The 2319-nt window shown below is 49.3% G+C and carries 1 tRNA gene and 2 rRNA genes; all 3 read right to left on the bottom strand.

Annotated features, from left to right (window positions below):
* Positions 1-1310: ribosomal RNA gene (locus LH51_RS11135) — 23S ribosomal RNA — on the bottom strand; the annotation flags it as partial.
* A gap of 446 nt (positions 1311-1756) precedes the next feature.
* Positions 1757-1833 (bottom strand) — tRNA-Ile (locus LH51_RS11125).
* A gap of 204 nt (positions 1834-2037) precedes the next feature.
* Positions 2038-2319, bottom strand: a 16S ribosomal RNA gene (locus tag LH51_RS11120); the annotation flags it as partial.

Genomic DNA, 2319 nt, shown 5'->3' with positions numbered 1-2319 from the left:
GGAAACCTTGGTCTTCCGGCGGACGAGTTTTTCACTCGTCTTATCGTTACTTATGTCAGCATTCGCACTTGTGATACCTCCACGATGCCTCCCGGCTTTCGCTTCAACGGCTTACACAACGCTCCTCTACCATGCGCACATTCGAAAATGCACGCATCCGCAGCTTCGGTACTAAGTTTGAGCCCCGTTAAATCTTCCGCGCAGGCCGACTCGACTAGTGAGCTATTACGCTTTCTTTAAAGGGTGGCTGCTTCTAAGCCAACCTCCTAGCTGTCTGAGCCTTCCCACATCGTTTCCCACTTAACTTAGATTTTGGGACCTTAGCTGGCGGTCTGGGTTGTTTCCCTTTTCACGACGGACGTTAGCACCCGCCGTGTGTCTCCCATGATTGCACTTCTGGGTATTCGGAGTTTGCATCGGGTTGGTAAGTCGGGATGACCCCCTAGCCGAAACAGTGCTCTACCCCCCAGAGTGAGACATGAGGCGCTACCTAAATAGCTTTCGAGGAGAACCAGCTATCTCCGGGCTTGATTAGCCTTTCACTCCGATCCACAGGTCATCCGCTAACTTTTCAACGGTAGTCGGTTCGGTCCTCCAGTTGATGTTACTCAACCTTCAACCTGCCCATGGATAGATCGCCCGGTTTCGGGTCTACTCCCAGCGACTAAACGCCCTATTAAGACTCGGTTTCCCTACGCCTCCCCTATTCGGTTAAGCTTGCCACTGAAAGTAAGTCGCTGACCCATTATACAAAAGGTACGCAGTCACCGTATTAAAACGGCTCCCACTGCTTGTACGTACACGGTTTCAGGGTCTATTTCACTCCCCTCACAGGGGTTCTTTTCGCCTTTCCCTCACGGTACTGGTTCACTATCGGTCAGTCAGGAGTATTTAGCCTTGGAGGATGGTCCCCCCATCTTCAGACAGGATATCACGTGTCCCGCCTTACTCGTTTTCACTACGTTTAGGTTTTCAAATACGGGACTTTCACCCTCTACGGTCGCACTTTCCAGAGCGTTCTTTTAACCATAACGCAGCTTAAGGGCTGCTCCCCGTTCGCTCGCCGCTACTTAGGGAATCTCGGTTGATTTCTTTTCCTCCGGGTACTTAGATGTTTCAGTTCCCCGGGTTCGCCTCTCAAGTCCTATGTATTCAGACAAGAGATACCTAATAAATTAGGTGGGTTTCCCCATTCGGACATGTACGGATCAAAGCTCGTTTGCCAGCTCCCCGTACCTTTTCGCAGGCTACAACGTCCTTCATCGCCTGAGACTGCCAAGCATCCACCGTGCACGCTTATTCACTTGACCATATAACCCGAAGGCGTCTGTTCAATTGATGTTTGCTGGTAACGATCGATTACGCCGGTTGGCGCTTGTATTGCTACAAGATAATCTATTTCTTTCAGTTCGAATTGTTAAAGAGCGTAATAACGCCTAAGCGTTAAATTATCGATTCAGTTTTTTTTGAGCGCAGGCTCAAATAAAACCGATAATTTAAAACTTACTGTTACTATGTTTTTTTTGTTTCCATCAGGTAATACGGTATTTTTCCTTTCCATTCCAAGGAATGGTGGAGCTATGCGGGATCGAACCGCAGACCTCCTGCGTGCAAAGCAGGCGCTCTCCCAGCTGAGCTATAGCCCATATTTTTACACGGTATATGGAACCGCAGAATTTTAGCGAAGACAAGGCAAAATGTGGCGAAGCATACACTTGTATGCGAGTCACATTTTAACGCCGTATTCGTTAAAATTTGGTAGGCCTGAGTGGACTCGAACCACCGACCTCACCCTTATCAGGGGTGCGCTCTAACCACCTGAGCTACAAGCCTATATCTTGATGTCTTTTTTGATCAGCTCTGCGTTGCTTTTCTCTTTCGCTCAGTTATGTAGCTATCTACATGCCTTCGCTCATTCAAAAAGCGCCTTGATCTGATCAAAAAATCCGATCAAGCAGCTCCGATGTAAACATCTCGCTCTCTTTACTTATCAACCAGGTAATGCGTGTGGACACTTGAACAGGCCAAGCTATCGTTTAAGGAGGTGATCCAGCCCCAGGTTCCCCTAGGGCTACCTTGTTACGACTTCACCCCAGTCATGAATCACACCGTGGTAACCGTCCCCCTTGCGGTTAGACTAGCTACTTCTGGTGCAACCCACTCCCATGGTGTGACGGGCGGTGTGTACAAGGCCCGGGAACGTATTCACCGCGACATTCTGATTCGCGATTACTAGCGATTCCGACTTCACGCAGTCGAGTTGCAGACTGCGATCCGGACTACGACCGGTTTTCTGAGATTTGCTCCACGTCGCCGCTT

The organism is Nitrincola sp. A-D6 (genome assembly GCF_000764495.1).
Lineage (GTDB): Bacteria > Pseudomonadota > Gammaproteobacteria > Pseudomonadales > Balneatricaceae > Nitrincola.
This window is presented reverse-complemented; position numbering and strand designations above follow the sequence as displayed.